21 protein-coding genes are annotated in these 21,105 nt (G+C 71.0%); 8 read left to right on the forward strand and 13 right to left on the reverse strand.

Features of this window, described 5'->3' with window-relative positions; genetic code table 11:
• Window positions 1-167: 167 nt before the first annotated feature.
• The 3 genes from AC07EG_RS30650 to AC07EG_RS30660 form a co-directional block, all read right to left on the reverse strand.
• Window positions 168-644, reverse strand: coding sequence for a Dps family protein (locus AC07EG_RS30650; protein WP_478256704.1), 477 nt, complete (start codon window positions 642-644; stop codon window positions 168-170).
• A gap of 15 nt (window positions 645-659) precedes the next feature.
• Entirely contained in the window at window positions 660-1,088 is a 429-nt protein-coding gene (locus AC07EG_RS30655; RefSeq protein ID WP_478256705.1) for an organic hydroperoxide resistance protein, read from the reverse strand.
• A 114-nt stretch (window positions 1,089-1,202) separates the two neighbouring features.
• A complete protein-coding gene (locus AC07EG_RS30660; protein ID WP_478256706.1) occupies window positions 1,203-1,766 on the reverse strand; it encodes an NADPH-dependent FMN reductase in 564 nt (187 codons plus the stop codon).
• Between the two features lie 191 nt (window positions 1,767-1,957).
• Here AC07EG_RS30660 and AC07EG_RS30665 point away from each other — a divergent pair, with 191 nt between their 5' ends.
• The gene (locus AC07EG_RS30665; protein ID WP_478256707.1) at window positions 1,958-3,004 is read left to right on the forward strand and encodes an alpha/beta hydrolase; all 1,047 of its coding nucleotides are present in this window, start codon (window positions 1,958-1,960) and stop codon (window positions 3,002-3,004) included.
• 41 nt (window positions 3,005-3,045) lie between these two features.
• On the forward strand, window positions 3,046-4,236 hold the full coding sequence (locus tag AC07EG_RS30670; RefSeq protein ID WP_478256708.1) for an MFS transporter: 1,191 nt from the start codon (window positions 3,046-3,048) through the stop codon (window positions 4,234-4,236).
• Here AC07EG_RS30670 and AC07EG_RS30675 read toward each other — a convergent pair.
• Together AC07EG_RS30675 and AC07EG_RS30680 are read right to left on the reverse strand one after the other, a co-directional pair.
• Window positions 4,193-4,582 carry a hypothetical protein gene (locus AC07EG_RS30675; protein WP_478256709.1) on the reverse strand — a complete coding sequence of 130 codons (390 nt, stop codon included), beginning with the start codon at window positions 4,580-4,582 and terminating at the stop codon, window positions 4,193-4,195. The genes AC07EG_RS30670 and AC07EG_RS30675 overlap by 44 nt on opposite strands.
• Before the next feature lie 579 nt (window positions 4,583-5,161).
• Window positions 5,162-6,352, reverse strand: a complete 1,191-nt coding sequence (locus AC07EG_RS30680; RefSeq protein ID WP_478256710.1) for an RtcB family protein — start codon at window positions 6,350-6,352, stop codon at window positions 5,162-5,164.
• Window positions 6,353-6,488: 136 nt separating this feature from the next.
• Between AC07EG_RS30680 and AC07EG_RS30685 the strand changes: the two genes are divergently transcribed.
• The gene (locus tag AC07EG_RS30685) at window positions 6,489-7,577 is read left to right on the forward strand and encodes a serine/threonine-protein kinase (RefSeq protein ID WP_478256711.1); all 1,089 of its coding nucleotides are present in this window, start codon (window positions 6,489-6,491) and stop codon (window positions 7,575-7,577) included.
• 55 nt (window positions 7,578-7,632) lie between these two features.
• Here the strand turns inward: AC07EG_RS30685 and AC07EG_RS30690 are convergent, their stop codons facing one another.
• Both AC07EG_RS30690 and AC07EG_RS30695 read right to left on the reverse strand, forming a co-directional pair.
• The gene (locus AC07EG_RS30690) at window positions 7,633-8,697 is read right to left on the reverse strand and encodes an aspartate-semialdehyde dehydrogenase (RefSeq protein WP_478256712.1); all 1,065 of its coding nucleotides are present in this window, start codon (window positions 8,695-8,697) and stop codon (window positions 7,633-7,635) included.
• Window positions 8,698-8,699: 2 nt separating this feature from the next.
• Complete coding sequence (locus tag AC07EG_RS30695) at window positions 8,700-9,965, reverse strand: aspartate kinase (protein ID WP_478256713.1); 1,266 nt, start codon at window positions 9,963-9,965, stop codon at window positions 8,700-8,702.
• Between the two features lie 144 nt (window positions 9,966-10,109).
• Between AC07EG_RS30695 and AC07EG_RS30700 the strand changes: the two genes are divergently transcribed.
• The gene (locus AC07EG_RS30700; protein WP_478256714.1) at window positions 10,110-11,360 is read left to right on the forward strand and encodes a mannosyltransferase family protein; all 1,251 of its coding nucleotides are present in this window, start codon (window positions 10,110-10,112) and stop codon (window positions 11,358-11,360) included.
• Window positions 11,360-11,941, forward strand: a complete 582-nt coding sequence (locus AC07EG_RS30705; protein WP_478256715.1) for a nitroreductase family protein — start codon at window positions 11,360-11,362, stop codon at window positions 11,939-11,941. The genes AC07EG_RS30700 and AC07EG_RS30705 overlap by 1 nt, the downstream gene beginning before the upstream one ends.
• Here the strand turns inward: AC07EG_RS30705 and AC07EG_RS30710 are convergent.
• Window positions 11,938-12,387: a hypothetical protein gene (locus AC07EG_RS30710; RefSeq protein WP_478256716.1), complete on the reverse strand. Its 450-nt coding sequence runs from the start codon at window positions 12,385-12,387 to the stop codon at window positions 11,938-11,940. The genes AC07EG_RS30705 and AC07EG_RS30710 overlap by 4 nt on opposite strands.
• A gap of 230 nt (window positions 12,388-12,617) precedes the next feature.
• Between AC07EG_RS30710 and leuA the strand changes: the two genes are divergently transcribed.
• Both leuA and AC07EG_RS30720 read left to right on the forward strand, forming a co-directional pair.
• A complete protein-coding gene (leuA, locus tag AC07EG_RS30715; RefSeq protein ID WP_478256717.1) occupies window positions 12,618-14,402 on the forward strand; it encodes a 2-isopropylmalate synthase in 1,785 nt (594 codons plus the stop codon).
• 3 nt (window positions 14,403-14,405) lie between these two features.
• Entirely contained in the window at window positions 14,406-15,386 is a 981-nt protein-coding gene (locus AC07EG_RS30720) for a helix-turn-helix transcriptional regulator (RefSeq protein WP_478256718.1), read from the forward strand.
• A 57-nt stretch (window positions 15,387-15,443) separates the two neighbouring features.
• On the opposite strand, the gene AC07EG_RS30725 is transcribed toward AC07EG_RS30720, so the two are convergent.
• Window positions 15,444-16,361, reverse strand: a complete 918-nt coding sequence (locus tag AC07EG_RS30725; protein ID WP_478256719.1) for an SDR family oxidoreductase — start codon at window positions 16,359-16,361, stop codon at window positions 15,444-15,446.
• Window positions 16,362-16,432: 71 nt separating this feature from the next.
• Window positions 16,433-17,338 carry a LysR family transcriptional regulator gene (locus AC07EG_RS30730; protein WP_478256720.1) on the reverse strand — a complete coding sequence of 302 codons (906 nt, stop codon included), beginning with the start codon at window positions 17,336-17,338 and terminating at the stop codon, window positions 16,433-16,435.
• A 94-nt stretch (window positions 17,339-17,432) separates the two neighbouring features.
• On the opposite strand from AC07EG_RS30730, the gene AC07EG_RS30735 reads away from it, so the two are divergent.
• On the forward strand, window positions 17,433-18,371 hold the full coding sequence (locus AC07EG_RS30735) for an EamA family transporter (protein WP_478256721.1): 939 nt from the start codon (window positions 17,433-17,435) through the stop codon (window positions 18,369-18,371).
• Here the strand turns inward: AC07EG_RS30735 and AC07EG_RS30740 are convergent.
• The 3 genes from AC07EG_RS30740 to AC07EG_RS30750 all read right to left on the reverse strand — a co-directional run bounded on the left by AC07EG_RS30740 (window position 18,282) and on the right by AC07EG_RS30750 (window position 21,103).
• Window positions 18,282-18,923, reverse strand: a complete 642-nt coding sequence (locus AC07EG_RS30740) for an SDR family oxidoreductase (RefSeq protein WP_478256722.1) — start codon at window positions 18,921-18,923, stop codon at window positions 18,282-18,284. The two genes, AC07EG_RS30735 and AC07EG_RS30740, sit on opposite strands and share 90 nt — an antisense overlap.
• Window positions 18,924-18,989: 66 nt before the next feature.
• Window positions 18,990-20,108 (reverse strand): ABC transporter ATP-binding protein, encoded by a 1,119-nt coding sequence (locus AC07EG_RS30745; protein ID WP_478256723.1) that lies wholly within the window; start codon window positions 20,106-20,108, stop codon window positions 18,990-18,992.
• Window positions 20,105-21,103 carry an ABC transporter ATP-binding protein gene (locus tag AC07EG_RS30750; RefSeq protein WP_478256724.1) on the reverse strand — a complete coding sequence of 333 codons (999 nt, stop codon included), beginning with the start codon at window positions 21,101-21,103 and terminating at the stop codon, window positions 20,105-20,107. Before AC07EG_RS30750 ends, AC07EG_RS30745 begins: the two co-directional genes overlap by 4 nt.
• Window positions 21,104-21,105 lie beyond the last annotated feature (2 nt).

Below are 21,105 nucleotides of genomic sequence, written 5' to 3' on the forward strand. Positions count from 1 at the left end.
CACCGGTCGCCTCTCCGATCCCTTCCCCTTCCCCCCCCCCCCCCCACCCCCCCCACCCCCCCCCCCCTCCCCCCCCCCCCCCCCCCCCCCCCCCCCCCACCCCACACACCCCCCCCCCCCCCCCCCCCCCCCCCCCCCCCCCCCCCCCCCGCCCCGGGTGTTTCCGGTCAGGCGGCCTGGGCCTGCCACATCCAGTGGGCCTCTTCGAGCTTGTTGGTGATCTCGATCAGCAGGTCCTGGGTGACCAGGTCGCTCTTGTCGGTCTCGTCGACGCGCTTGCGCAGCCGCTGGATCAGCTCGGCGAGGATGCCGACGATGGCCTCGACGGTCTTCTCGTCGGACTGCCAGTTGTCCGGGTAGTCCGGCAGACCCGAGCTGGCGACCACGGTCTTGGCCTTGCCGTTCGGCGAGATGCCGATGGCGTTGGCGCGCTCGGCGACCGAGTCGGTGTAGGTCCGCGCGGTGTCCACCAGTTCGTCGAGCTGCAGGTGCACGCTGCGGAAGTTCTTCCCGACCACGTTCCAGTGGGCCTGCTTGGCGATCAGCGACAGGTCGATCAGATCGACCAGCGTGGCCTGCAGCACGTTGCCGGTGACTTCCTTGTCGCTCTCGCTGAGCGGACTCTTGATCGGCGCTTTGGCCATGGGTGAACCGTCCTCTCAATCCGTGGTGGCGGTGACCTTGACTTCGATGTTGCCGCGGGTGGCGCTGGAGTACGGGCAGAGCTGGTGCGCCTGGGTCACCAGCTCGTCCGCCTTGCCCTGCTCCATGCCACTGAGCCTGGTGTCCAGTTCGACGGTCAGTTCGAACTTGCCCTGTTCGTTCTTGCCGATGCCGACCCGCGCGGTGACCTCGGAGGGCCCCGGGTCGACGTGCAGCTGGCGCGCGGCCGCCTTCAGCGCGCTGTGGAAGCAGGCCGCGTAGCCCGCCGCGAAGAGCTGCTCCGGATTTGTCTTCTCCCCGCCGGGGCCGCCGAGTTCCTTCGGCGTGGCGAGCGTCTCGTCGATGATTCCGTCGGACGAGGTGACCTCGCCGTCCCGGCCTTCGCCGCGGGCCACTGCCTCCGCGGTGTAGAGCGCCTGGACCATCCCGCCGCCTTCCTTCCCCCGGGTTCCCACCCGGTACAACGCCCGGTGGACGGCAGGGCATGCCGCACCATGACCGGCGTCACCCGGATGGCTACCCAGGCGCCGCCGGATCAATCAGCGGCCGGTGCGGAACCGCGCGAATTCCACCACCTGGGTACCGATGGTGCGGAGGGTGAACTCGGCCTTCTCCGAGGAGCAGCCGCCGGCCTCGTCGAACTTCACCTCGGCGGAGTTGATCGCGCCGCCGAGCGGGGTCGGCCAGCCGCGCAGCGAGTGCGTGATGGTGCGGAGCTGGGCGAGCGTGGCCACCGACGCCTGCCAGCCGAAGGCGATCGAGGCCAGGCCGACCGCCCGGCCGTCGAGGTACGGGCGCTCGTCGCCACGCAGGTCCTCGATGTAGTCGAGGGCGTTCTTGACCAAGCCGGACAACGCGCCGTGGTAGCCGGGTGAGGCGATGATCACGCCGTCGGCGGTGCGCAGGGTCTCCACCAGGTGCTCGGCCTGGGGACCGCGTTCGAGGTCACCGGCGTCGTAGAACGGCAGCACCAGGTCCGACCCGGTGATGGCGGTGGTTTCCGCACCCGCGCTCTCGGCGCCGGCCAGCGCCAGCCGGAGCGCCCGTTCGGTCTGGGAACCGTCCCGCAGCGAGCCACCGACGCCCACCACCTTGATGGCCATTCCCATCACCGCGCCTTCTGTGTTCCCGGCCCCAGCAAGCCTGTCACCACTCACTCATTCGAGGCTAGCCCCTCCACTTAACTGGAGGACCAGGCATTCCACCGGAGTTCCCCGTCACACCACCCCTTGGCGGGCCGTGCTACTGACAAGTAGCCTCATACCGCCAGTATCCGGCCGGGAGGAAACTCGACATGACGGTGCCCGTGCAGATCCGCGTCCAAGCCGCCGCGGCCCAGTTCCTCTACGCCCTGCCGACGCCGGTCAAACGGCTGGTCGCCGGGCGCCCGATCCGGCTGGACGGGCAGGAACTCGCGCTCGACGCGCAACTGCTGCTGCGGCTGCAGCAGCTGACCGGCGCCGAGCTGGCCGGGCGGTCGGTGGAGCGGTCGCGGGCGGACCTGGACGTGTCCCGCCACCTGGTCAGCGGCAAGCCGATCCAGCCAGTGCACACCCGCGAACTGGTCATCCCCGCCGACCACGGCGGCCTCGAAGCCACGCTGTACACCCCGGAGGGGCTGCCGGAGCCGTCCGGCCTGCTGGTGTTCTTCCACGGTGGCGGCTGGGTCGTCGGCACCAGGAACAGCCACGACAACACCGCGCGCTTCCTGGCCAAGCACGCCGGGGTGCGCGTGCTCTCGGTGGACTACCGGCTGGCTCCCGAGCACCCGTTCCCGGCCGCCACCGACGACGCGCTGACCGCCTTCGACTACGCCCACGCCAAGGCGAGCGACCTGGGTGCCGACCCGGCGCGGATCGCGGTCGGCGGGGACAGCGCCGGGGGCAACCTGGCGGCGGTCGTGGCCCTGCTGACCACCCGGCGCGGTGGCCCGGCCCCGGCGTTCCAGCTGCTGTTCTACCCGGCGGTCGACGTGAGCGAGCGGCGCCGTTCGCGGGACCTGTTCGGCAACGGCTTCTTCCTCACCGACGCCAACATGACCTGGTTCGCCGACCACTACGCGCCCGCGGGGGTCGACCGGACCGACGTCCGCATGTCCCCGCTGCTGGCCGAGGACCTCAGCGGCCTGCCGCCGGCCTACCTGGCCACCGCCGGGTTCGACCCGCTGCGGGACGAAGGCGAGGAGTACGCGGAGAAGCTCCGGGCGGCGGGGGTGCCGGTGGCGTTGAACCGGCAGGAGGACCTGATCCACGGTTACGTGAACTTCCTCGGCATCGGGCGCCGGTTCCGCGAAGCCACCGCCGAAGCCGCCGGCGCGCTCCGCCTGGGGTTGTCCCGCTAAAAAACTTGCACGGCTGTACCGGAATTGGTTGCATCGGGCACGTGTCCCTCCTGCCCTACCGGCGCCTGCTCGCGCTGCCCTCGGTCCCCACCTCGATGCTGCTGATGTTCTTCGCGCGGCTGCCGGTCACCGCCATGGGCATCACCCTCACCCTGCACGTGGTCACCGACCTCGGGCGCGGTTACGGCGAGGCGGGGCTGGTCGGCACCGCGACCACCGCGGGCAGCGCGCTCGGCGCCCCGATGATCGGGCGGATGATCGACCGGTACGGCCTGCGCCCGGTGGTGCTGGTCTGCGGTGCCGCTTCGGCGAGCTACTTCGTGGCCACGCCGCACCTGCCGTACCTGGCGCTGGTGCTGGTCGCGCTGCCCGCCGGACTGCTGGCCGTGCCCGCGGGCTCGATCGCCAGGCAGGTGCTCGCCGCGCTGGTACCGGCGGAGCAGCGGCGGACGGCGTACTCGCTGGACACCGTTTCCGTCGAAGTCACGTTCATGGTCGGGCCGACCGCGGGCATCCTGGTCAGCACGCAGTTCTCCTCGGCGGCCGCGCTGACCGCGATCGGCGTGCTGTACGGGGTGGTCGCGGCGCTGCTGTACCTGACGAACCCGCCGGTGCGCGCGGCGCACGAGACGTTCACCGGCGCGCGGCCGCCGCTGCGGTCGTGGCTGAGCCGGGAACTGGTCGCCACCCTGCTGATCGCCGCCGGGGCGCTGTTCGTGCTGGTCGGCATGGAACTGGCCGCGCTGGCGTCGCTGCGGGAGAACGGCGAGGTCAACTGGACCGGGGTGGTGATCGCGGTGATGTGCCTGGCGTCGCTGATCGGCGGCGTCGTGCACGGCGCGGTGCACCGGTCGCTGTCGCAGCTGACGCTGATGGTGCTGCTGGCGGTGCTGACCATTCCGGTGGGCGTGGTCGATTCGCCGTGGTGGCTGCTGGCGCTGGTGCTGGTGCCCGCGAACCTGGTCTGCGCGCCGACGCTCGCCGCGACCACGGAAACCGTCAGCGCGCTGGCCCCGGCGCGCGTCCGCGGCGAGGCCATGGGCCTGCAGGATTCGGCCACCCGCCTCGGCCTGGCGATCGGCGGCCCGGTGGTCGGTTTTGTGATGGACCACTCGTCGCCGGGCTGGGGTTTCGCGGCCTCCGGCCTCGGCGGCCTGCTGCTCGCCTCGACCGGGATCCTGCTGCGGTTCAGCCCGGCAAGCACGCCTTCTGGAGTTGTTCGAGGTTCGTGAGGCTCCGCTGGAGCCAGTCGTTGACGTTGCCGAGCTGGTCGGACTTGCGCTGCTCGAGTTCGACGTAGGAGTCGGCCATCGCGAACAGCGTCTGCTGGACGTCCTGCTCGGCGACCTGGTTGCCCAGCTCACGCAGCTTGGCGGCCTTCTCACCGGCTTCCGCCTGGAGCTGCTCGGGATTGACGTTGGGGTCGAAGTTGGCGATCCCCAGCGCCTCGGTGCAGGCGGTGGCCTTGCTGGTGGCGCTGTTGGCCGTGTCCACCGCCTTCGACACCTCGTCGCACCCGGCCAGCACCACACCCAGCACGGCGATCCCGATCAGGTGTCGTCCCGCGAATTTGGTCATACCGCCCAACCTACTCGAATCCGGCACCCGATTGGCTTGGGTGGGGGTTTGGGGGTGTTTCGGTCCCCGCTCATCCGTCCCCCGCCCGTCCCTGGGGGGCGTTCCCGAACCCAGCGTACTCAGTTGAACGGGGGTGGGGGGTGGTTGCGCTGGTTCTGGGGATGGGGGTTGCGGTTGTGGATGGTTCGGGATGGGCGTGTAACGCCGGTGGGCTGGGGTGCGATGCGCGGCGGTTCGACTGGCGGGGTCGACTGGCGGGGTCGACTGGCGGGGTCGACTGGCGGGGTCGGCTAACGGGTTCGGCTGACGGGTCCGGGTAGTGGATTCGACTGGCGGGCTCGGGTGGGCGGCATGTGGGCTTGGCGGCGCGGATGCGGGGTTCGGCTGCCGAGCCTGATTCGGCGGTTCAAGCAGAATTCGGCTGCCCGAGCGGGCTTCGGCTGCCCGAGCCGGATTCAGCGGTTCGAGCGGGCTTCGGCGGTTCAAAAGCGATTCCACTGCTCGAACGTGAATCCGCTGCACGGAAACCGCCGGGTGGGGTGTCCCGGAACCACACACCGGGACACCCCACCCGTCAACTCAGCCCTTGACGCAGACGACCTGCTTCAGGTGCGCAACGACCTCCACCAGGTCCGACTGGGCCGCGATGACCGAATCGATGTCCTTGTAGGCGGCCGGGATCTCGTCCACCACACCGGCGTCCTTGCGGCATTCGACGCCGTCGGTCTGGGCAGCCAGGTCGGCGGCGGTGTACAGCTTCTTCGCCTTGTTGCGCGACATCCGCCGCCCCGCGCCGTGGGAGGCCGACTGGAACGAATGCGAGTTCCCCAGGCCGCGCACGATGTACGAACCGGTCCCCATGCTGCCCGGGATGATCCCGAGGTCACCCGAACCCGCCCGGATCGCACCCTTCCGCGTCACCAGCAGGTCCACGCCGTCGTAGGTTTCCTCGGCGACGTAGTTGTGGTGACACGAGATGGCGTCGTCGTAGGTGACGTGCGGGATTTCGTCCTTGAGCGCCTGCTTCACCAGCGCCACCATGGTCGCCCGGTTCCGCGCCGCGTAGTCCTGCGCCCAGAACAGGTCCCGCCGGTACGCCTGCATCTCCGGCGTGCCCGCCACGAACACGGCGAGGTCGCGGTCCGGCAGGTCGGCGTTGTGCGGCAGCTTCCGCGCCACGGCCATGTGCCGCTCCGCCAGCTCCTTGCCGATGTTCCGCGAACCCGAGTGCAGCATCAGCCACACCCGCCCCTCGTCCGGGCCACCCTGCTCCAGGCACACCTCGATGAAGTGGTTCCCGCCGCCGAGGCTGCCGACCTGCCGGTGCGCGCGCTCACGCAGGTCCTGCACGCCGGAGTGCAGCTCCCCGAACCCCTTCCAGAACTCCGTCCAGCCGCCGACGCCGTGCACGCGCGCGGTGTTCACCGGCGTGCGGTGCATGTGGAAGCCGACCGGCACCGCGGCTTCGATGCGCGAACGCAGCCTGCCGAGGTCGTCCGGCAGGTCGGCCGCGGTCAGCGAGGTGCGCACGGCGCTCATCCCGCAGCCGATGTCGACCCCGACCGCCGCCGGCGAGACCGCGTCGCGCATGGCGATCACGCTGCCGACGGTGGCGCCCTTCCCGTAGTGCACGTCGGGCATCACCGCGACCCCGTGCACCCAAGGCAGGTTCGCGACGTTGTGGAGCTGGCGCATCGCCTGCTCTTCGACCGAATGCGGGTCCGCCCACATCCGGATCGGCACGCGAGCGCCGTCCACCGCGGTGTACATGGTCAATCCTTTCCCCAGAGAAATGCGACCACCCCAGAATCACCCGATCGGCCGTTCGGCTCAACCGTTTTTACTCCAGTGACCCAGATCACATCGGTGCACTAATTCGCTGGTGAGCTGCGATAAAGGCGCGACGTTGGAAGAAAGACTGGAGCACGCCTTGTCCCTGCTGTCCCTGCCCCGCGAAATCCGGCTCATGCGCGCGATGACGAAGGAGGCGAAACGCCGCGGCATCAGCTACGACGAACTCAGCGCCACCATCAGCACCGAAGAACTCGTGCTGCTGGAGGGGAAACAGCCCGACGTCACGCGCTGGGGCCTGGTGCCGGACGACGAGGTCACCGCCGAAGCGCCGGAGAGCAGAGCCGTGGCCGCGGCGAGATCCGGGGACTGGCAGCCCGCCGCGGCCGCACTGGGTGAGCGCACCGACTGGGACCGGCGCGCGGCGGAGGTCACCGCGCTGGCCAAGGCGGCCGTGGCGGACAACCGGTGGCTGCGGGCCTGGCGGGCGCAGGCGCCCGGTGACGTCAACGCGCTCGTGGTGCAGGCCCAGAGCCTGGTGCTCCTGGCCTGGAAGATCCGCGGTTCGGCGGTCGCCTCGCAGACCCCGCCCGAGCAGCTCGCCACCTTCCGCCGCGTGCTCATCGACGCGCACAAGGCCGCGGAGCTCGCCTGCGACGCCGCACCCGAGGACCCGACGCCGTGGCTGAGCCTGGTCACCATGGCCCGCGGCCTGCAGGTCGGGCACGAACGCTTCCGGCAGTGGTGGGCCGGGTTGATCGCCCGCGCCCCCGCCCACCGCGCCGGGCACGACGCGGCGCTGCAGTACTGGTGCGCGAAGTGGGCCGGCTCCGACGAGCAGATGTTCGGCTTCGCCGAGGCGGCCGCGGCGAACCACCCGTCGTTGTGCTCCCTGCCGCTGCAGGCGGCCTATGAAGCCGCCACGACCAACCCCAAGATCTGGCAGGACCGCCGGGTCCGCGAGCAGACCGACGTGCTGCTCGAATGGCTGGCCGGTGAAGGCGCCACCGGCCCGTACGCCCGCACCGACCGCAGCATCGCCGCGCTGGCACTGGTCGAGACCAAGCGGTACGACCTGGCCGTGGCCCAGTTCCGCAACATCGGCCGCTACGCCGACGCCTGGATCTGGCACAGCGACGAGTACCCGCGGCTGAAGTTCCTGCTGACCCGCGGCGAGGCCTGCCGGAAGTCCCGGCGGCCCTGACCCCGGACACGGAAAAGGCCGTGGGACCCGCCCACGGCCTTCCGCTGGAAACGACTCAGCCCAGCTGCGGGGCCAGTGTCTCCGCGATTTCGTAGGTGTTCAGCGCCGCGCCCTTGCGCAGGTTGTCCCCGCACACGAAGAAGTCGAGCGTGTTCGGGAAGTCCAGCGCCTGGCGCACCCGGCCGACGTAGGTCGGGTCCTCGCCGACGACCTCGGCGGGCGTGGGGAACACGCCGTTCTCCGGGTCGTCCACCAGCACGATGGTCGGCTGCGCCTCGAACACCTTGTGCGCTTCGGCCACGGTGACCTCACGCGCGAAGGTGGCGTGCACGGCCAGCGAATGCGTGGTGACCACCGGGACGCGCACGCAGGTGGCCGAGACCTTCAGGTCCGGGATGCCGAGGATCTTGCGGGATTCGTTGCGCACCTTGAGTTCTTCGGAGAACCAGCCGTCGCCCTTGTAGGAACCGGCCGAGGGCACCACGTTGAACGCCAGCGGCGCCGGGAACGGCGAGTCCGAAGTGGACAGACCGGCGGCTTCCAGCGTCTTGCGCACGTCACCGGCGGACACCCCGACCGGCTTGCCCGCGACCGCCTCCAGTTCGGCGTACAGCCGGTCGACGCCTTCCTTGCCCGTCCCGGAAACCGCCTGGTACGAGGCGACCACGAGTTCGGTCAGCTCGAACTCGCGGTGCAGCGCGCCCAGCGCCGCCATCATCGACAGCGTGGTGCAGTTCGGGTTCGCGATGATGCCGCGCGGCCGGTCGCCGACCTTGTCGGCGTTGACCTCCGGCACCACCAGCGGCACGTCGTCGTCCATCCGGAAGGCACCGGAGTTGTCCACCGCCACCGCACCACGGGCCGCCGCGACCGGCGCCCATTGGGCGGACACCTCGTCCGGCACGTCGAACATCGCCACGTCGACGCCGTCGAACGCCTCCGCCGCCAGCTCGACGACGGTCAGCTCCTCCCCGCGCACGGTGATCTTCTTGCCCGCCGACCGCGCCGACGCGATCAGCCGGATCTCGCCCCACGGCAAGGTTTCCCGCTGGTTGATGATGTCGATCATCACGGTGCCCACCGCGCCGGTGGCACCGACCAGAGCCAGAACAGGAGCCATTCCTACCGCCCACTTCCCGCGTAGACGACGGCCTCTTCGTCGCCGCCCAGTTCGAATGCGTCATGGATCGCGCGCACCGCGTCGTCGAGCTGCGCGTCCCGGATCAACACGGAGATCCGGATCTCGGAGGTGTTGATGATCTCGATGTTCACCCCGACCTTGGACAGGGCTTCGCAGAAGGTGGCCGTGACCCCGGGGTGCGAGCGCATCCCGGCGCCGACCAGGGAGACCTTGCCGACGTGGTCGTCGTAGAGCACCGAGGAGAAGCCCAGCTCGTCCTTGATCTTCTCCAGCGACCCGACCGCCTTGGGGCCGTTGGCCTTCGACAGCGTGAAGGTGATGTCCGTGCGCCCGGACGAGGTGTTGGACACGTTCTGCAGCACCATGTCGATGTCGATCTCGGCGTCGGCGATCACCCGGAAGATCCGGGCGGCGGCACCGGCGTGGTCCGGCACCCCGGTGACCGTGATCTTGGCTTCGGAGCGGTCGTGCGCCACACCGGTGATCAACGCTTGTTCCACGGGGATCTCCTCGATCGATCCGGTCACCGTCGTGCCCGGCTTGTCACTGTAGGAAGAACGGACTCGGATCGGCACGCCGTAGCGCCGCGCGTACTCCACCGACCGCAGGTGCAGGATTTTCGACCCGCTCGCCGCGAGTTCCAGCATCTCCTCGTACGGCACGGTGTCCAGCTTGCGCGCGTCCGGCACGATCCGGGGGTCGGCCGAGTACACACCGTCCACATCGGAATAGATTTCGCACACGTCGGCGTTGAGCGCGGCGGCCAGCGCCACCGCGGTGGTGTCGGAACCGCCGCGGCCGAGCGTGGTGATGTCCTTGGTGTCCTGCGCCACGCCCTGGAAGCCGGCGACCAGCGCGATGTAACCCTGCTCCAGTGCTTCGCTGACCCGGCTCGGGGTGACGTCGATGATCCGCGCGTTGCCGTGCACCGCCGTGGTCACCACCCCCGCCTGCGATCCGGTGAACGACCAGGCCTGCGCGCCCTGGGCGGAGATGGCCATCGCGACCAGCGCGTTGGAGATGCGCTCACCCGCGGTGAGCAGCATGTCCATCTCCCGCTCCGGGGGTACCGGGTTCACCTGCTGGGCCAGGTCGAGCAGCTCGTCGGTGGTGTCGCCCATCGCCGAGCAGACCACCACCACCTCGTTACCGGCCTTTTTCGTGGCCACGATCCGCTCGGCCACGCGCTTGATCCGATCAGCGCTCTCCAACGACGATCCGCCGTACTTCTGGACTACGAGCGCCACGGCCCGAACCTCCTCGCCGAGCGGGTGCGAGCCCGCTCCATCGAATTCGACTCAGTCGGTGAGCCTACCGGGATCGGGCAGTCCAGTCGTGTCGTCGTGTGGCCGCGACCACTGCGAATGGCCTGCTCGACTAGGCTGGACGGCGTGTCAAGCACCTCGGTGACCGACCTCACCGGCGCGGCGGGCGCCGGCCGCGGCGGGAATTCCGGCGGCCCGGCTCACCGGCGGCCGGACGAACACCGGGACGGGTGGCGCAGAGCGGGTTTCTTCCTGCTGCCCGCGGCCCTCTTCCTCCTCGTGCGCCAGTTCGGCGTGCTGGTGCTGTCCGTCCTTTCCGGAGTGAACAACACCACAGTCCGCGAGTCGCTGACGTCCTGGGACGGGCAGTGGTTCCTCGGCATCGCGCAGGGCGGTTACGCCGGGGTGCCGCCGACCCTGGTCGACGCCTTCGGCAGGCGCGCGTACGAGACCCCGCTCGCCTTCTTCCCCGGTTACCCGACCGCGGTGCGGTGGCTCACCGAGCTGACCGGGCTGGACCCGGTCACGGCCGCGTTCCTCGTCAGCGGCGCCTTCGGCGTGCTGACCGCGTACGCGCTGGTGCGGCTCGGGCGGATGATCCGCGGCGGGTCGACGCAGACCGGGTACGTCCTGGTGGTGCTGTTCGCCGCCTCGCCGATGGGCGTGGTGCTGTCGATGGCCTACTCGGAGTCGATGTTCTGCGCCGCCGCCGCGTGGGCGCTGGTCTTCGTGCTGGAGGGCCGGTGGCTGGCCGCCGGGGCGTGCACCGCGGTGGCCGGGCTGGTGCGCCCGACCGCGGCCGCGGTGCTGCTGGCCGTCGGGGTCGCGGTGCTGCTGCACGTGGTGCGGCGGCGGGGGGTCTGGCACCCGCTGGCCGGGCTGCTGCTCGCGCCGGTCGGCCTGGTCGGTTACCTGACCTGGGTGGGGGTGCAGCTGCGGCCGCACGCCGGGTGGTTCGCCCAGCTCCAGGCGTGGACCGAGCTGCAGCAACGCGGCTGGGACTCGCGGTTCGACTGGGGGGTGGCCACGGTCACCTTCGCCGGCAAGGCGCTGGGTCACTCGGGTCAGGTGCTGGAGATCGTCACGATCGCCGTCCTGGTGGCCGCCCTGGTGCTGGTGGTGCTCGCGATCCGGCAGCGGCTGGAGCTGCCGCTGGTGCTCTACGGCATCGGCGTGCTGGTGATGGACCTCGGCTCGAACGGGCTGATGAACTCCAAGGCCCGGCTGCTGGTGCCCGCGTTCACCCTGCTCATCCCGATCGCGCTGGCGCTGGCGAAGCGGCGGACGTCGACGGTGGTGCTGGTGCTCGGCGCGGCGACCGTGGCCAGCGCGTGGTTCGGCGCGTATTCACTGACGATTTGGCGGTATGCGATCTGATGAAGGACGCCGAGACGAGCGTGCCGGTCCACGAGCTGATCCGGCGGCGGTGGAGCCCGCGGGCGCTGGACGGGACGGCGGTGGTGACCAGGGCGCAGCTGACCGCCCTGCTGGAGGCCGCGCGCTGGGCGCCGTCCTACGGCAACACCCAGCCCGCCCGGTACCTGGCCGGATTCCGCGGGGACAGCACGTTCGAGGGCATCCTCGGCACGCTGAACTCGGGGAACCAGGCGTGGGCGCACCGCGCGGGGGCGCTGCTCATCGGCGCCGTGGTGACCGCGAACGACAAGGGTGATATCCCCTACGCCGAGTACGGGCTGGGCCTGGCCAGCGAGAACCTGGTGCTGCAGGCGATCGCCGAGGGCCTGGTCGCGCACCAGATGGCCGGTTTCGACCCCCACCTGGTGCGGCGCGAGTTCGACCTGCCGGACGACGTGACGCCGCTGGTCGCCATCGCCGTCGGCACCCAGGGCGACCCGTCCGTGCTGGACGACCGGCGCCGAGCCCGCGAACAGGCCCGGCGGCGGCGGGTGCCGCTGTCGGAATTCGCCTTCACCGGCAGGTGGGGGCGGGCTTTCTAGAGCCCGCCGAGGCGGCGGAAGATGCGGGCCACGATCGACGACACCACCAGCCAGAAGATCGCCGCGATGCCGTAGTTGACCAGCACCTGGGCCTTCTCGTCGGAGATGTTGGTGAACAGGTCGCCGAAGCCGAGGGAGAGCGGGCGCGCCCAGTTGCCGATGAACTGCGTGATGCCGTTCTCCGGGTTCGCGCCGCCGACCACCAGGATCACGTGCACGGCCAGGACCAGCGCGAACACCAGCCCGATCCAGCGCACCACGGCGGCCAGCAGGCCACCGATCCGGGCCCTGGCCGCGCGCCGGTTCGCCCGGCGCTGCTCCTCGGCGGCGACGGCCTCTTCCTCGCGGAACATCTCCGCGCGGGCCGGCGTGCCGGCGACCGGGGGCAACGCCTGCGTCGGGGCCTCTTCCCGACCCTTCGCCGGCTTCTCCGAGTGCTCACCCATGCCAGGAGTTTCGCACGCGGACCGCGCCCCGGGCTACTTGTGAGTAATGAACGCGGGTTTGTTCCCGAGCCGTGACCGTGGTTAAGCTGATCGGCGTGGCACGCGCTCTCCTGCTTCGCTGCCGCGACGGGGCCTGACCAGACCGGCTCCTCGTCGCGGGGCTTTGTGGTGCTGGCAAGACACCGCGCCGGTCGTCAGTGACCAAAAGCAACAGCAGGAGAGACCAGCTCATGAGCACGCCCGAGAAGCCGGCGGCCAGCCGCATCCGCAAGCCGTCCCGGCCCGCCCCGGCCGACCAGCCCCCGTGGAACCCCCAGCGCGGCACCTCCATGCCGGTGCACCGCTACCGCCCGTGGTTCGAACTGGTGGAGAACATCGAGGTGGCCGACCGCACCTGGCCGGACCGCCGCATCGACCGCGCCCCGCTCTGGTGCGCGGTCGACCTGCGTGACGGCAACCAGGCGCTGATCGACCCCATGTCGCCCGCCCGCAAGCGCAAGTTCTTCGACCTGCTGGTGCGCATGGGCTACAAGGAGATCGAGGTCGGCTTCCCGGCCGCCAGCCAGACCGACTTCGACTTCGTGCGCGAGATCATCGACGAAGGCGCCATTCCCGACGACGTGCACATCCAGGTGCTGACCCAGTGCCGCCCGGAGCTGATCGAGCGCACCTTCCAGGCGCTCGAAGGCGCGCCGCGCGCGATCGTGCACATCTACAACTCGACCTCGATCCTGCAGCGCCGCGTGGTCTTCCGCGAGGAGCGCGAGGGCATCAAGAAGATCGCGTTGCAGGCCGCCGAGCTGGTGGTCGAGTACGCGGCGAAGTACTCCGACACCGACTTCCGCTTCCAGTACTCCCCCGAGTCCTACACCGGTACCGAGCTGTCCTACGCCGCCGAGGTGTGCAACGCGGTCACCGACATCTGGCAGCCGACCCCGGCCCGCCCGGCGATCCTGAACCTGCCGGCGACCGTCGAGATGGCCACGCCGAACGTCTACGCCGACTCGATCGAGTGGATGCACCGCAACCTGGAGCGCCGCGACGCGGTGATCCTGTCGCTGCACCCGCACAACGACCGCGGCACCGGCGTCGCCGCCGCCGAGCTGGGTTACCAGGCGGGCGCGGACCGGATCGAGGGCTGCCTGTTCGGCAACGGCGAGCGCACCGGCAACGTGGACCTGGTCGCGCTGGGCATGAACCTCTACAGCCAGGGCATCGACCCGCAGATCGACTTCTCCGACATGGACGAGATCAAGCGCACGGTCGAGTACTGCAACCAGCTGCCGGTGCCCGAGCGCAGCCCGTGGGGCGGGGACCTGGTGTTCACCGCGTTCTCCGGCAGCCACCAGGACGCGATCAACAAGGGCCTGGACGCGCTGGGCCGGGCCGCCGAGAAGGCGGGGGTGCCGGTGGACGAGCACCCGTGGGAGGTGCCGTACCTGCCGATCGACCCGAAGGACGTCGGCCGCAGCTACGAGGCCGTGATCCGGGTGAACTCGCAGTCCGGCAAGGGCGGTGTCGCCTACATCATGAAGAGCGAGCACCAGCTGGACCTGCCGCGGCGGTTGCAGATCGAGTTCTCCAAGACCATCCAGCGGCACACCGACACCGCCGGTGGTGAGGTCGACCCGGTCACCATGTGGAACGCGTTCTCGGCCGAGTACCTGGAGCCGCGGACCCCGCTGGAGCTGGTGCGCCAGCACGTCACCGACAACGGGGGCGGCGAGTACGAGATCTCCGCCACGGTCCGGGTCGACGGCGACGAGCACGAGGTCACCGGCCGCGGCAACGGTCCGATCGCCTCGTTCTTCGACGCGCTGGCCGGGGTCGGCTTCGACCTGCGGCTGCTGGACTACAGCGAGCACACGCTCACCCCCGGCGACGACGCGAAGGCGGCGTCGTACATCGAATGCGCGATCGACGACCGCGTGTTCTGGGGCGTCGGCGTCGACCCGTCGATCGTCACCGCTTCGCTGCGGGCCGTGGTGTCCGCGGTGAACCGCTCGCACCGGTAAGCCGTGCGCGCCGAGCGGCTGGTGGCCCTGCTGTTCACCCTGCAGCGCAAGCGGGGTGCGACGGCGGCCGAGCTGGCCTCGTCGCTCGGCGTGTCCGAGCGCACCATGCACCGCGACCTGGCGGCGCTCCGCGAGGCGGGCGTTCCGCTGTGGACGGAACCGGGGCGCGGCGGCGGGGTGCGGCTGGTCGACGGCTGGCGCGCCCGGCTGGACGGGTTGACCTCGCGCGAGGCCGTGGCGATCTTCGCCTTCGGCGTGCCGGAGGCGCTGGGCGCGCTCGGCCTCGGCACCGCGGTGTCCGCGGCACACGCGAAGGTGTCGGCGAGCCTGCCGAAGGAGCTGCGCGAGCAGGCGGAACACGTGGCCGGGCGCTTCCACCTGGACGCGCCCGGCTGGTTCCGCGGGGAGGACTCGGCGGAGGCGCTGGCCGCCGTGGCGCGGGCGGTGTGGGAGTCGCGGCGGCTGCGGGTCTCGTACCGGCGGCGGGACAAGGTCGCCGAACGGCTGCTGGAACCGCTGGGCCTGGTGCTGAAGGCGGGGGTCTGGTACCTGGTCGCGCGGGTCACGGAGGACGACGCGCTGCGGACCTACCGGGTGGGGCGGATCGCCGCCGCCGAGGTGCTGGACGAGCGGTTCACCCGGCCCGCCGAGTTCGACCTGCCGGGCTGGTGGCGCGAGTCGTCGGCGGAGTTCGAGCGGTCGACGATGACGCTGGCGGTGACGCTGCGGCTGAGCGGCCGGGCGTTCCGCCGGTTGCCGGTCGTGCTCGGCGTGGAGTCGATGACCCCGCTCTCCCGCCGCGACCTCGACGACGGCTGGGTCGAGGTGGCGTTGCGGATGGAGGCGTTCGACATCGCGCTGGGGCAGCTGACCGCGCTGGGGAGCGAGGTGGAGGTGCGCAGCCCGGAGTCGCTCCGGCGGGCCCTGGCTGCCGTCGGCGCGGAGATGGCCGCCCGGAACGCCCCCGTGGCCGAGCAGGCGTAGCGGGCCGCATCGTTGCTGGGCGGGCACCCGCCCAGCAACGATGCGGCGGCGAGAGGATCAGCGGTAGCCGGTGGCGTCGGCGGGTTTGCCGACTGACTCGACTTCGGCGACGTAGCGCCAGGCGTCCGGGCGGCTGCCGTCGACGTCGTCGATGGAGTACAGCGCCGCCAGTTGGCCGCTGCTCACGGTCTGCCCGGCGAAGCGGGCGCGCTCCGGATCGGCGGCGAGGGCGGCGACGGTCCGGCCCGCGTAGGTGGGGGTTTCCGAGATGACGAAGTGCGGGTGGTGCGCGCACGCGTCCCGCCAGTTCGCCTCGGTGACCCCGAACGCCTCCAGCATCGCCTCCGAGCGGAGCCAGCCGGGGGTGAAACCGATTGCGGTGCAGCCGTACGGCTCCAGCTCCGCCGCCTGCCCGATGGCCAGCAGGTGCCCGTTCGCCTTCGCCAGGTAGTACGGCAGCGTAGCGCCCTTGCGGTAGTTCGCGTTGTACTCCTGCGTGCCGTCGGTCATTTCGACCACCAGCCCACCCGGCTGCCGGATCATCAGCGGCAGCAGGTGGTGGCTGGTGATCAGGTGCGAATGCACCCCCAGCCGCAGCTGGTGCAGCCCCTTCTCCAGGTCGTGCTGCCAGATGGGCGTGTCCCACTCCAGGTAGTTGTCGCCGCCCCACAGGCCGTTGACCAGGATGTCCAGCTTCCCCTGCTCCCGGTCCACCCGCGCCGCCAGCTCGGCCACCTGCGTGCTCTCCAGGTGGTCCACCCGGATCGCGATCGCCTTGCCACCCGCTTCCTCGACCAGTTCCGCGGTGTCCTCAATAGACTCCGGGCGGTCCACTTCGGACCGCTGGGTGCGGGTGGTGCGGCCCGTGACGTACACCGTCGCCCCCTGGCGGCCGAGTTCGACCGCGATCGCCCGGCTGGCGCCGCGGGTGCCCCCGGCGACCAGCGCGACCTTGCCCGACAGTGCGTTCCCCATGCGTGCTCCGTTCTCGAAGAAACCGACGAGCACCAGCTTCGGCCCGAACCATGACAGAACCTGGCATGGTTTCACGAAATCCGTTCGGCCACCTCGGCGCGCAACGCGTCCAGCACCGCCGCCACCGCCGGGCGGCTCGCCGCGCCCCGGCGCAGCACCACCTCGATGTGCCGGGCGGCCCGGATCCCGGCCAGCGGCCGCCGCAGCAGGCATTCGCCCGCCGCCCGGCTGATCGCGTACCGCGGCAGCAGCGCCACCCCGTGCCCGGCCGCGACCAGCGCCTCGCTCACCCGGAAGTCGTTGATCCGCTGGAACACCGTCGGCTGCACCCCGGTGCGCACGGTCAGCGACCGCAGCACGTCGTCCACCGGGAACCCGACGTCCACCCCGATCCAGCGCTCGCCTGCCAGCTCGGCCAGCTCGACGCGCTCCTCCCCGCCCAGCCGGTGCCCCGGTGGCAGCGCCACGTCCAGCGGTTCACGCAGCAGGTGCACCACGTCGAGCCGGTCCGAACCGAACGGCGGCGCGTGCTCGTCGCGGTGGGCGACCACCAGGTCGAAGTCGGCGACCAGCCCCGGCACCTCGGACGGGACCATGTCGATGTCGCGCACGTCGACCTCGAGGCCGTCGAACCCGGCCACCCGGTGCAGCAGGCCCGGCAGCAACAGCAGCGCCCCCGACGGGAACACCGCCAGCCGCACCCGGCCACGCGGCACGCTGCGGTAGGTGTCCAGTTCGGACTCCGCGCGGTCGAGCGCGGCCAGCACCTCGTCGGCCCGGCCGACCAGCGCGCGACCGGCGTCGGTGAGCCGCAGCCCGCGACCGGCCGGTTCGGTCAGCGGCAGGCCGACCTCCGCCTGCAGCGCCCGCAGTTGCTGGGACACCGCCGACGGCGTGCAGTGCAGCGCCCGCGCGGCGGCCGTCACGCTGCCGCGGTCGGCGAACTCGCGCAGCGTTCGGAGGCGGCCGATGTCCATGCGCACCAGCCTAGAGCAACTCTGAAGACGCGCTTCAAGGTCATTGCAGTTATTCTCGCTGGTTCTTCACGGTCAGCCACTGCACAGTGGGGGCATGGCCCGCCGAGATCTCTTCACCGCCCTGCTCGTCGCCCTGCTCTGGGGCTGCAACTTCCTGGCCATCCACGCGCTGCTCGAGCACTTCCCGCCGCTGTTCGCCGGCGCGTTGCGCTTCGCCGTCATCGCCGTGCCGACGATCCTGTTCATCCCCTGGCCGAAGGTGAAGGTGCGCCACCTGCTCGGTTACGGCCTCGGCTTCGGCACCGGCCAGTTCGCCTTCCTGTTCATCGCGATGGACAACGGCATGCCGACCGGGCTCGCGTCGCTGGTGCTGCAGGCGTCGGCGCCGTTCACCGTGCTGCTCGGCACGGTTTTCCTGCGGGAGAAGTTCAGCGGGCGCCAGACCGTCGGCATCGTGATCGCCATCGGCGCGATGGTGGTGATCGCCCTGCAGCAGGCCGAGACGGCCGCGCTGCTGCCCGTGCTGCTCACCCTGCTGGCCGCGTTGAGCTGGGCGATCGGCAACCTCAGCACACGCCGGGCCCAGCCGTCGAACGCACTGCACTTCACGCTGTGGATGTCGGTGGTGCCACCGCTGCCGATGCTGGCGCTGTCGGTGCTCGTCGAAGGCCCCGGCGCCGGTTGGCACGCGCTGGCCACGATCGGCACCGCCAGCGGCTGGACCTCGCTCGGCGGGCTCACCTACATCGTGGTGTTCGGCACGGTGATCGGCTCCGGGCTGTGGACCACGCTCATGCAGAAGTACCCGGCCGGCCGGGTGGCGCCGTTCTCGCTGCTGGTGCCGGTGGTCGGCATGTCGGGCGCCTTCGTCTTCCTCGGCGAGCGGCCGCACCCGGTGGAGGTGCTGGCCGGGGTGGTGCTGGTCGGCGGGGTGCTGCTCGGGTCAACCCAGCGAAGCCAGCGCCGCGCCGACCGGGACCTCACCGGCGAGGACGTCGAACCCCCGGTTCTCCGTGAGCGGCTCGCCAATTGACGCCACCAGCACCGCGGCCACGTCCTGCCGGGACACCCGTCCCGGCTCCAGGTGCCCGTCGATCCGCACCCGGCCGGTGAACGGGTCGTCGGTGAGCGTGCCGGGCCGGACCACCGTCCAGGTCAGGCTGGACCGGCGCAGGATGCTGTCGGAGACCTGCTTGGCCAGCAGGAACGAGCGCACCAGCCGATCGCCCTGGTCGGGTGAGTCGGCGAACTGCGCGGAGAGCTGGACGAAGCGGACCACGCCCGCCTTCTCGGCGGCGCGGATGGCGGCGATGGCGCCGTCGCGGTCGACCAGGTTCACCGCGGACGGGTCCGGGTCGGCCGCCCCGGCGGTGTTGATCACCACGTCGGCTCCGGCGCAGGCGTCGACCAGCGCATCGGGGAAGGAGGCCAGGTCCGCGACCACCGGTTCGGCGCCGAGCGCGGCGGCCTGCTCACCGCGGCGCCGGCTGCGCACCCCGGCCCGCACGGTGTGCCCCTGCCGCCGCAGCAGCCGCACCACGTGGCTGCCGGTCCGCCCGGACGCCCCCAGCACTGTGACCCGCATAACAGTGATGTTGCCATGAAAACGGCCCCACCGGCGGGGAGCCGGTGGGGCCGTTGCCATACCGATCTACACGTCCATCGCCTCGACGACCGAAGCCACGTGCGGGACGTCGGGGTTCACGCCCGCGTCCACCTCGACCAGTTCCGCCGACACCGCGTGCGGCTTGATCCGGCCGTCCCGGATGTCTTCGGCCCAGTGGCAGGCCACCCGGTGCCCGGGAGCGGCGCCGTCGAGCAGGCGCAGCTGCGGGCGGTCGGTGTCGCACAGCGTCTCCTGCTTCCACGGGCACCGCGTGTGGAAGCGGCAGCCGCTCGGCGGATTGGCCGGCGAGGGCAGGTCACCGGCGAGCAGGATCTGCTCACGGCTGTCCTCCACCACCGGGTCCGGCACCGGGATCGCCGAGAGCAGCGCCCTGGTGTACGGGTGCAGCGGCTCGTCGTACAACGCGTCGGAGTCGGCTTCCTCCACCAGCGAACCCAGGTACATCACGCCGATCCGGTCGGAGATGTGCCGCACCACGGCCAGGTCGTGCGCGATCACCAGGTAGGTCAGCCCCAGGCGGTCCTGCAGCTCCTCCATCAGGTTGACCACCTGCGCCTGCACCGACACGTCCAGCGCGGACACCGGCTCGTCGGCCACGATCAGGTCCGGCTCCACCGCCAGCGCCCGCGCGATGCCGATGCGCTGGCGCTGACCACCGGAGAACTCGTGCGGGTACTTCCGCAGCGAACTCTCCGGCAGGCCGACCGCGGCGAGCAGCTCGCGCAACCGCGCCGCGGTCTGCTCCTTGCCCTTGTCCAGCCCGTGCGCCCGCATGCCCTCGACCAGGATCGACTCCACCGACTGGCGCGGGTCCAGGCTGGACAGCGGGTCCTGGAAGATCATCTGCATGCGACGGCGCATCTTGCGCAGGTTCTCGCCCTTGAGTTGGGCCACGTCGGTGCCGTCGAAGACCACCGAGCCGTCGGTCGGCTCGGTGAGCCGCAGCATCGCCCGCCCGAGGGTGGACTTGCCGCAGCCGGACTCGCCGACCAGGCCGTAGGTCTCCCCGCGCTCGATCGACAGGTCCACCCCGTCGACCGCGTAGACGTAGCCGACGGTCTTGTCGACCACCACGCCGCGCTTGATCGGGAAGTGCACCTTCAGGCCCTCGACGCTGACCAGCACGTCGTTGTTCTCGCTCATCGGGTTCCCTCCCCCGCGGTCACCTTCGGCAGCGCCACCGGGTTGTGGCAGCGCAGCAGCCCGGCGCCGTCCGGTTCCAGCGCCGGGGTCACCTGGCGGCAGGTGTCCAGCGCGTTCGGGCAGCGCGGCGCGAAGGCGCACCCGCTGTCCCACGGAATGTTGTCGGCCACCGAACCGCGGATCGGGACCAGCTTCTCCCCGCGCCCGGCGTCCAGCCGCGGGATCGAGGCGAGCAGCCCGTGCGTGTACGGGTGCCGCGGGGTGGCGAACAGCGAGTGCCGCTCGGCGCGCTCGACGATCCTGCCGCCGTAGAGCACGTTCACCTCGTCGCACAGCCCGGCGACCACGCCGAGGTCGTGCGTGATCATGATCAGCGCGGTACCGGTGTCGCGCACCAGTTCCTGCAGCAGCGCCAGGATCTGCGCCTGGATGGTCACGTCGAGCGCGGTGGTCGGCTCGTCCGCGATGAGCAGCCGCGGCCGGCAGGCCAGCGCGATGGCGATCAGCGCGCGCTGCCGCATCCCACCGGAGAGCTGGTGCGGGTACTCCGACAGCCGCCGCGTCGGGTCCGGGATGCCCACCTTCGCCAGCAGGTCACCGGCCTCGGCCATGGCCGCCTTGCGGGACATGCCGCGGTGGCGTTCGAGCACCTCGGTGACCTGGATGCCGATCGGGATCACCGGGTTCAGCGAGGACAGCGGGTCCTGGAAGACCATGCCGAGGTCCCGGCCGCGCCGGTCCCGCATCTCGCCCTCGCCCAGCTTGAGCAGGTCGGTGCCGTCGAACTCGACCGAGCCGGTGACCGTGTTGCCGCGCTTGGCCAGCAACCGCATGATCGCCAGCGAGGTCACCGACTTGCCGCAGCCGGACTCGCCGACCAGGCCGACCGTCTGGCCGGGTTCGACGTCGAAGCTCACCCCGTCGACCGCGGTGAACGGCCGCTCACCCTTGCGCTGGAACACGACCTTCAGGTCGCGCACTTCGAGCAGAGCCATGT

The sequence above is a fragment of the Amycolatopsis sp. NPDC045836 genome (genome assembly GCF_056431745.1).

Excerpts from the sequence above, each read along its gene's own strand:
- AC07EG_RS30725 (WP_478256719.1), bottom strand. The coding sequence starts at position 16,361 with ATGGGGAACGCACTGTCGGGCAAGGTCGCGCTGGTCGCCGGGGGCACC.
- AC07EG_RS30660 (WP_478256706.1), bottom strand. The coding sequence starts at position 1,766 with ATGGCCATCAAGGTGGTGGGCGTCGGTGGCTCGCTGCGGGACGGTTCC.
- AC07EG_RS30690 (WP_478256712.1), bottom strand. The coding sequence starts at position 8,697 with ATGGCTCCTGTTCTGGCTCTGGTCGGTGCCACCGGCGCGGTGGGCACC.
- AC07EG_RS30705 (WP_478256715.1), top strand. The coding sequence starts at position 11,360 with ATGAAGGACGCCGAGACGAGCGTGCCGGTCCACGAGCTGATCCGGCGG.
- AC07EG_RS30665 (WP_478256707.1), top strand. The coding sequence starts at position 1,958 with ATGACGGTGCCCGTGCAGATCCGCGTCCAAGCCGCCGCGGCCCAGTTC.
- AC07EG_RS30650 (WP_478256704.1), bottom strand. The coding sequence starts at position 644 with ATGGCCAAAGCGCCGATCAAGAGTCCGCTCAGCGAGAGCGACAAGGAA.
- AC07EG_RS30710 (WP_478256716.1), bottom strand. The coding sequence starts at position 12,387 with ATGGGTGAGCACTCGGAGAAGCCGGCGAAGGGTCGGGAAGAGGCCCCG.
- AC07EG_RS30655 (WP_478256705.1), bottom strand. The coding sequence starts at position 1,088 with ATGGTCCAGGCGCTCTACACCGCGGAGGCAGTGGCCCGCGGCGAAGGC.
- AC07EG_RS30735 (WP_478256721.1), top strand. The coding sequence starts at position 17,433 with ATGGCCCGCCGAGATCTCTTCACCGCCCTGCTCGTCGCCCTGCTCTGG.
- AC07EG_RS30675 (WP_478256709.1), bottom strand. The coding sequence starts at position 4,582 with ATGACCAAATTCGCGGGACGACACCTGATCGGGATCGCCGTGCTGGGT.
- AC07EG_RS30680 (WP_478256710.1), bottom strand. The coding sequence starts at position 6,352 with ATGTACACCGCGGTGGACGGCGCTCGCGTGCCGATCCGGATGTGGGCG.
- AC07EG_RS30745 (WP_478256723.1), bottom strand. The coding sequence starts at position 20,108 with ATGAGCGAGAACAACGACGTGCTGGTCAGCGTCGAGGGCCTGAAGGTG.
- AC07EG_RS30730 (WP_478256720.1), bottom strand. The coding sequence starts at position 17,338 with ATGGACATCGGCCGCCTCCGAACGCTGCGCGAGTTCGCCGACCGCGGC.
- AC07EG_RS30740 (WP_478256722.1), bottom strand. The coding sequence starts at position 18,923 with ATGCGGGTCACAGTGCTGGGGGCGTCCGGGCGGACCGGCAGCCACGTG.
- leuA (WP_478256717.1), top strand. The coding sequence starts at position 12,618 with ATGAGCACGCCCGAGAAGCCGGCGGCCAGCCGCATCCGCAAGCCGTCC.
- AC07EG_RS30750 (WP_478256724.1), bottom strand. The coding sequence starts at position 21,103 with ATGGCTCTGCTCGAAGTGCGCGACCTGAAGGTCGTGTTCCAGCGCAAG.